Source organism: Streptomyces lycii (genome assembly GCF_009735685.1).
GTDB lineage: Bacteria > Actinomycetota > Actinomycetes > Streptomycetales > Streptomycetaceae > Streptomyces > Streptomyces lycii.
In genome coordinates, this window is record NZ_WHPN01000090.1 from 1 (window position 1) to 5,943 (window position 5,943).

Consider the following 5,943-nt stretch of genomic DNA (forward strand, 5'->3'; position numbering starts at 1 on the left):
ACTCTGGACGGCATGGAATACGTTTCCGCGCTTCTGCCGTCCGCCGTCATGGCGACCGCCTTCATCGCGCTGATCGTGACGATCGTCAAGAGCCAGGGCGGGGCCAACAAGTCCAAGGAGGACGCGGCCGTGGACGCCGCCCTCGCCCGGGCCGAGAACGCCCGCCCGGCGGAAGGTGACGCCGGCCGGGCCTGAGCCCGCCGCGCCGCCCCGCGCTGCCTCTGCTGCCCGCGCCGCCCGTACTGCCCGTACTGCCCGTCGGGGCCGTACCGCCCGCACCGCGGTGCGACCGGCCGCGGCGCACGGCACCGCGCCGCCGAGAAACACCAGGGCGCACGCTCCCGACCGGGGCGTGCGCCTTTTCGCTGTCCTATTTGGTGTTTTCACCCCAGTCTGACGGTACTATTCGAGCGTGCCACGACCATTGGGTGAGCTGGAAGACGCCGTGATGACGCGGGTGTGGAAGTGGAACCGCCCGGTCACCGTCCGAGAAGTCCTGGAGGACCTTCAGAAGGAGCGGTCGATCGCCTACACGACGGTCATGACCGTAATGGACAACCTGCATCAGAAGGGCTGGGTGCGCAGGGAAGCCGAAGGCCGGGCCTATCGATATACGGCGGTCTCCACCCGCGCCGCGTACTCGGCCGCACTGATGAACGAAGCGTTGGCCACCAGCGACAACCAGGCCGCCGCACTTGTCGCCTTCTTCGGCATGATGTCCCCGGAACAGCGGGAAGCCCTCCGTGATGCCGTGCGCGTCGTGCAACCGGACGGTCCCGGTGAGGGAACAGACGACACGGGGCGATAACGTCCGTACATGTCCCCAGTAGCAAAAGAGGTCACCATCCGCCGGGCCCGGACGACCGATGTCCCGGTGGTCCGCGGGCTCATCGACGCCTACGCGCGCGAGGGCATCCTGCTCGACAAAGCGACGGTGACCCTTTACGAGGACATCCAGGAGTTCTGGGTGGCCGAACGGGACGAGGACGGCCGCGTCGTCGGATGCGGAGCCCTCCATGTCATGTGGGAGGACCTCGCGGAGGTGCGCACTCTGGCGGTCGACCCGGCCGTGAAGGGCACCGGCGTGGGACACCAGGTCCTCGCCAAGTTGCTGCGGACCGCGCGCTGGCTCGGCGTCCGCCGTATTTTCTGCCTGACCTTCGAAGTCGACTTCTTCGCCAAGCACGGCTTCACGGAGATCGGTGACACTCCCGTCGACGGGGATGTCTACAGCGAGCTGCTGCGTTCCTATGACGAGGGCGTCGCCGAGTTCTTGGGGCTGGAGCGGGTGAAGCCCAACACCTTGGGCAACAGCCGGATGCTTCTGCATCTGTGATCGGATCGCTATTCACGGCGACCGGCGGCCATACCCTATGTCCGAAACGCGCATGTTTCCCGCACGGATCCGGGACTGAACCTCACCCGAGGGTTTGTGTTTTCCCCGGAAAAGCGGTTTGCTTTCCGTCGTACTGAATTTTCGAAGAAAGGGAATCCGGTGGCACAGAAGGTTCAGGTACTTCTTGTCGACGACCTCGACGGCGGTGAGGCGGACGAGACCGTGACGTTCGCCCTGGACGGCAAGACGTACGAGATCGACCTCACCACCGCGAATGCGGAGAAGCTCCGGGGTCTTCTCGAGCCGTACACGAAGAGCGGGCGCCGTACCGGTGGCCGTGCCTCCGCCTCGCGCGGCAAGGCGCGTTCCGGCTCGGGCGGCGGCAGCAACCAGGACACGGCGAAGATCCGCGCCTGGGCCAAGGAGAACGGTTACGAGGTCAACGACCGCGGCCGCGTTCCCGCCACGGTCCGCGAGGCCTACGAGAAGGCGAACGGCTGAGCGGCGGCCCGTCGCAGCCGGGCCCGGTGGACCTCCGTGGCCGCCGTGCCCACCAGCCGGACGAGATCGGGGGCCGCCGTTCCGGCGCCCCCGTCCCGGTTTCCGCCGTGCAGGGTCGTCGCGGGCAGCGTCGGCTCGATCTCGCGGCCCGGCGCCGGGGGCCGTAGCCAGCGGGGCCGGTCTCCGTCCCCGCCGGCCGACGGTGCGGCCGTGCGGCCGCCCCCGCCGAGCGCGGTCAGGTCCAGCGCGACACCGCCCCACTCCAGCCAGTCGAGCAGCCCGGGCAGCTCCTCGGCGCTCCCCGCGGCCACCAGCAGCCGCATCCGGGTGCCGTGCAGCGCCACCGGGCCCGTGCGGGGTACCCGCCGCAGCACGGCCAGCCCGGCGTCGGCCGGCAGCTCCAGGACGTCGAACCGGAGCCCCGTGAGCAGCTCCAGCGGGGCGCCGCCGGTGCCCCCGGCGGTCGTCCAGCCCAGCTCGCGCTCGTACCACTCGCGCCCGCCCCGGAGGCGGGGCGTCCCGCTGCCGCCGTGCCCCTCGCCCGGGCCGGGCCGCCGCACGGGCCCGCGGGGTCCGTGCCCGGCGTGACGGCCCCCGTGCCCGCCGGGCCCGCGTCCGCGGCCGTCGGACACGGGAACGTCGGACACGGGAACGTCGGACACGAGGACGTCGGACACGAGGACGCCTGAGTCGCCGGGGCCCCCGGGCCCGTCGGAGCGGTCGGGGCCTTCGGGGTCTGCGGGGTCTTGGAGGCCGTTCTGCCCGTCGTGTCCACGCTGACCGTCGTACCCGTCGTACCCGTCGTACCCGTCGTACCCGTCGTACCCGTCGTACCCGTCGCGCCTGTCGTACCCGTCGCGCCCGTCGTGTCTGTCGTGCCCGCGCCCGTCATGTCCGTGCGGGCCGTCCCGTCCGCCGGTTCCGTGCGGGCCGTCGTGCGGGCCGTCCGCGCCGCCCGGGCCGCACGCGCGGGGCGGGCACCCCGCGCCGTCGCCGAGCGGCGGGCGGGGCCGGGGAAGCCCGGACGGCCCGGAACGGCGGGAGCGGTCGGGCCCGGGGATGCCGGAAGCCATGCCCGGAGCAACTGCCGAACCCCGTTCGGGTTACGCTCAGTTGGCATACGGGTACGGAACGTGGTAGCGACAGGGGCGTGAGGGCGCGTTCAAGGGGCGCAACGGTGTTCGCCCGTAGCTGAGGAGACGGGGCCGCGCTGCATGGACTGTCGGTGCCCCGGGGTAAAACTTGCCTAGTGGGAACGGGCGACGCGCAGGAGGCGACAGGTGGCGTTCGCCACGGGCGTACTGCTATCGAGGGTGGGCGACTGGCCTGCGGGAACATCGTCTCGCACCATCGGGTTGGAGCTGTTGTCGGCTGTCCGGGGCAGGAGACTCGGTATGAAGGTCCCCGCGGGAGCGGGGTGATCCGGACGGGTGTCGGCAGATGGAATGAGCTGTCCCCTGTTGCGGGACTAGCATGCGGAAGGACAGGGAGGGGACCGTCCCCGATCTGCCTGACCGCTCTGAGGAGCGATTAACGATGTTCGAGAGGTTCACCGACCGCGCGCGGCGGGTTGTCGTCCTGGCTCAGGAAGAAGCCCGGATGCTCAACCACAACTACATCGGCACCGAGCACATCCTCCTGGGCCTGATCCACGAGGGTGAGGGTGTCGCCGCTAAGGCCCTGGAGAGCCTCGGGATTTCGCTCGAGGCGGTCCGCCAGCAGGTGGAGGAGATCATCGGGCAGGGCCAGCAGGCCCCGTCCGGGCACATCCCCTTCACCCCCCGTGCCAAGAAGGTCCTGGAGCTGTCGCTCCGCGAGGCCCTCCAGCTCGGCCACAACTACATCGGTACGGAGCACATCCTGCTCGGCCTGATCCGCGAGGGCGAGGGTGTCGCCGCCCAGGTCCTCGTGAAGCTGGGCGCCGATCTGAACCGGGTGCGGCAGCAGGTCATCCAGCTGCTCTCCGGTTACCAGGGCAAGGAGGCCGCCACCGCGGGCGGCCCGGCCGAGGGCACTCCCTCGACCTCCCTCGTCCTGGACCAGTTCGGCCGGAATCTCACCCAGGCCGCCCGTGAAACCAAGCTCGACCCGGTCATCGGGCGCGAGAAGGAGATCGAGCGGGTCATGCAGGTGCTGTCCCGCCGTACGAAGAACAACCCGGTCCTCATCGGCGAGCCCGGCGTCGGCAAGACGGCGGTCGTCGAGGGACTGGCCCAGGCCATCGTCAAGGGCGAGGTGCCCGAGACCCTCAAGGACAAGCACCTCTACACCCTCGACCTCGGTGCCCTGGTCGCCGGCTCCCGCTACCGCGGTGACTTCGAGGAGCGCCTGAAGAAGGTGCTCAAGGAGATCCGCACCCGCGGCGACATCATCCTGTTCATCGACGAGCTCCACACCCTGGTGGGTGCGGGTGCCGCCGAGGGCGCGATCGACGCCGCCAGCATCCTCAAGCCGATGCTGGCCCGCGGTGAGCTGCAGACCATCGGCGCGACCACGCTCGACGAGTACCGCAAGCACCTGGAGAAGGACGCGGCCCTCGAGCGCCGCTTCCAGCCCATCCAGGTCGCGGAGCCGTCGCTGCCGCACACCATCGAGATCCTCAAGGGTCTCCGGGACCGTTACGAGGCGCACCACCGCGTCTCCATCACGGACTCCGCGCTGGTGGCGGCCGCCCAGCTGGCCGACCGCTACATCTCCGACCGCTTCCTGCCGGACAAGGCGATCGACCTGATCGACGAGGCCGGTTCCCGGATGCGCATCCGCCGGATGACGGCGCCGCCGGACCTCCGCGAGTTCGACGAGAAGATCGCCGACGTGCGCCGGGAGAAGGAGTCCGCGATCGACTCGCAGGACTTCGAGATGGCGGCCGGTCTCCGCGACAAGGAGAAGCAGCTGCTGGCCCAGAAGGCCAAGCGGGAGAAGGAGTGGAAGGCCGGCGACATGGACGTCGTCGCCGAGGTCGACGAGGAGCTGATCGCCGAGGTCCTCGCCACGGCCACCGGCATCCCGGTCTTCAAGCTCACCGAGGAGGAGTCCTCCCGGCTGCTGCGCATGGAGGACGAGCTGCACAAGCGCGTCATCGGCCAGAAGGACGCCATCAAGGCGCTCTCGCAGGCCATCCGGCGTACGCGTGCGGGCCTCAAGGACCCGAAGCGCCCCGGCGGCTCGTTCATCTTCGCGGGCCCGTCCGGTGTCGGTAAGACCGAGCTGTCCAAGACGCTCGCCGAATTCCTCTTCGGCGACGAGGACGCGCTGATCTCCCTCGACATGTCGGAGTTCAGCGAGAAGCACACGGTCTCCCGGCTCTTCGGCTCCCCGCCCGGATACGTGGGCTACGAGGAGGGCGGCCAGCTCACCGAGAAGGTGCGACGCAAGCCGTTCTCCGTGGTCCTCTTCGACGAGGTGGAGAAGGCCCACCCGGACATCTTCAACTCGCTGCTGCAGATCCTGGAGGACGGTCGCCTGACCGACTCCCAGGGCCGTGTCGTGGACTTCAAGAACACGGTCATCATCATGACCACCAACCTCGGCACCCGGGACATCTCCAAGGGCTTCAACCTGGGCTTCGCCGCCCAGGGCGACGCCAAGACCGGGTACGAGCGGATGAAGGCCAAGGTCAACGACGAGCTGAAGCAGCACTTCCGGCCGGAGTTCCTCAACCGTGTCGACGACACCGTGGTGTTCCACCAGCTGACCGAGGAAGACATCATCCAGATCGTCGACCTCATGCTGGCCAAGGTGGACGAGCGGCTGAAGGACCGCGACATGGGCATCGAGCTCAGCGCGGACGCCAAGGCCCTGCTCGCCAAGCGGGGTTACGACCCGGTGCTGGGCGCCCGGCCGCTGCGCCGGACGATCCAGCGCGAGATCGAGGACGTGCTCTCCGAGAAGATCCTCTTCGGTGAGCTGCGGCCCGGTCACATCGTGGTCGTCGAGGTCGAGGAGGAGGGTGACGAGAAGAAGTTCACCTTCCGCGGCGAGGAGAAGTCCGCGCTGCCGGACGCCCCGCCGATCGAGTCGGCCGGCTCGGGTCCGAACCTGACCAAGGACGCGTAAGCGCTCGCGCCGAGCGCCCGAGCGGTGAGGGGCGGCCCCGGAACCTCCGA

6 protein-coding genes are annotated in these 5,943 nt (G+C 69.5%); 5 read left to right on the forward strand and 1 reads right to left on the reverse strand.

Annotation, left to right across the window (positions count from 1 at the left end):
• Positions 1-12 precede the first annotated feature (12 nt).
• The 4 genes from GCU69_RS04375 to GCU69_RS04390 all read left to right on the forward strand — a co-directional run bounded on the left by GCU69_RS04375 (position 13) and on the right by GCU69_RS04390 (position 1,837).
• Positions 13-195: a hypothetical protein gene (locus GCU69_RS04375; protein WP_098752484.1), complete on the forward strand. Its 183-nt coding sequence runs from the start codon at positions 13-15 to the stop codon at positions 193-195.
• A gap of 217 nt (positions 196-412) precedes the next feature.
• Positions 413-808, forward strand: a complete 396-nt coding sequence (locus GCU69_RS04380; RefSeq protein WP_098752483.1) for a BlaI/MecI/CopY family transcriptional regulator — start codon at positions 413-415, stop codon at positions 806-808.
• Positions 809-817: 9 nt separating this feature from the next.
• Positions 818-1,336, forward strand: a complete 519-nt coding sequence (locus tag GCU69_RS04385) for an amino-acid N-acetyltransferase (RefSeq protein WP_098752482.1) — start codon at positions 818-820, stop codon at positions 1,334-1,336.
• A 159-nt stretch (positions 1,337-1,495) separates the two neighbouring features.
• The gene (locus GCU69_RS04390) at positions 1,496-1,837 is read left to right on the forward strand and encodes a histone-like nucleoid-structuring protein Lsr2 (RefSeq protein ID WP_098752481.1); all 342 of its coding nucleotides are present in this window, start codon (positions 1,496-1,498) and stop codon (positions 1,835-1,837) included.
• On the opposite strand, the gene GCU69_RS04395 is transcribed toward GCU69_RS04390, so the two are convergent.
• A complete protein-coding gene (locus GCU69_RS04395; protein WP_235978212.1) occupies positions 1,816-2,397 on the reverse strand; it encodes an SCO3374 family protein in 582 nt (193 codons plus the stop codon). The genes GCU69_RS04390 and GCU69_RS04395 overlap by 22 nt on opposite strands.
• Positions 2,398-3,373: 976 nt before the next feature.
• Between GCU69_RS04395 and GCU69_RS04400 the strand changes: the two genes are divergently transcribed.
• Positions 3,374-5,893 carry an ATP-dependent Clp protease ATP-binding subunit gene (locus tag GCU69_RS04400; RefSeq protein ID WP_156205170.1) on the forward strand — a complete coding sequence of 840 codons (2,520 nt, stop codon included), beginning with the start codon at positions 3,374-3,376 and terminating at the stop codon, positions 5,891-5,893.
• Positions 5,894-5,943: the final 50 nt, after the last annotated feature.

What these genes read in the sequence shown, in the direction of transcription:
- GCU69_RS04375 (WP_098752484.1), top strand. Translation starts at nt 13, where the DNA reads ATGGAATACGTTTCCGCGCTTCTGCCGTCCGCCGTCATGGCGACCGCC.
- GCU69_RS04385 (WP_098752482.1), top strand. Translation starts at nt 818, where the DNA reads ATGTCCCCAGTAGCAAAAGAGGTCACCATCCGCCGGGCCCGGACGACC.
- GCU69_RS04400 (WP_156205170.1), top strand. Translation starts at nt 3,374, where the DNA reads ATGTTCGAGAGGTTCACCGACCGCGCGCGGCGGGTTGTCGTCCTGGCT.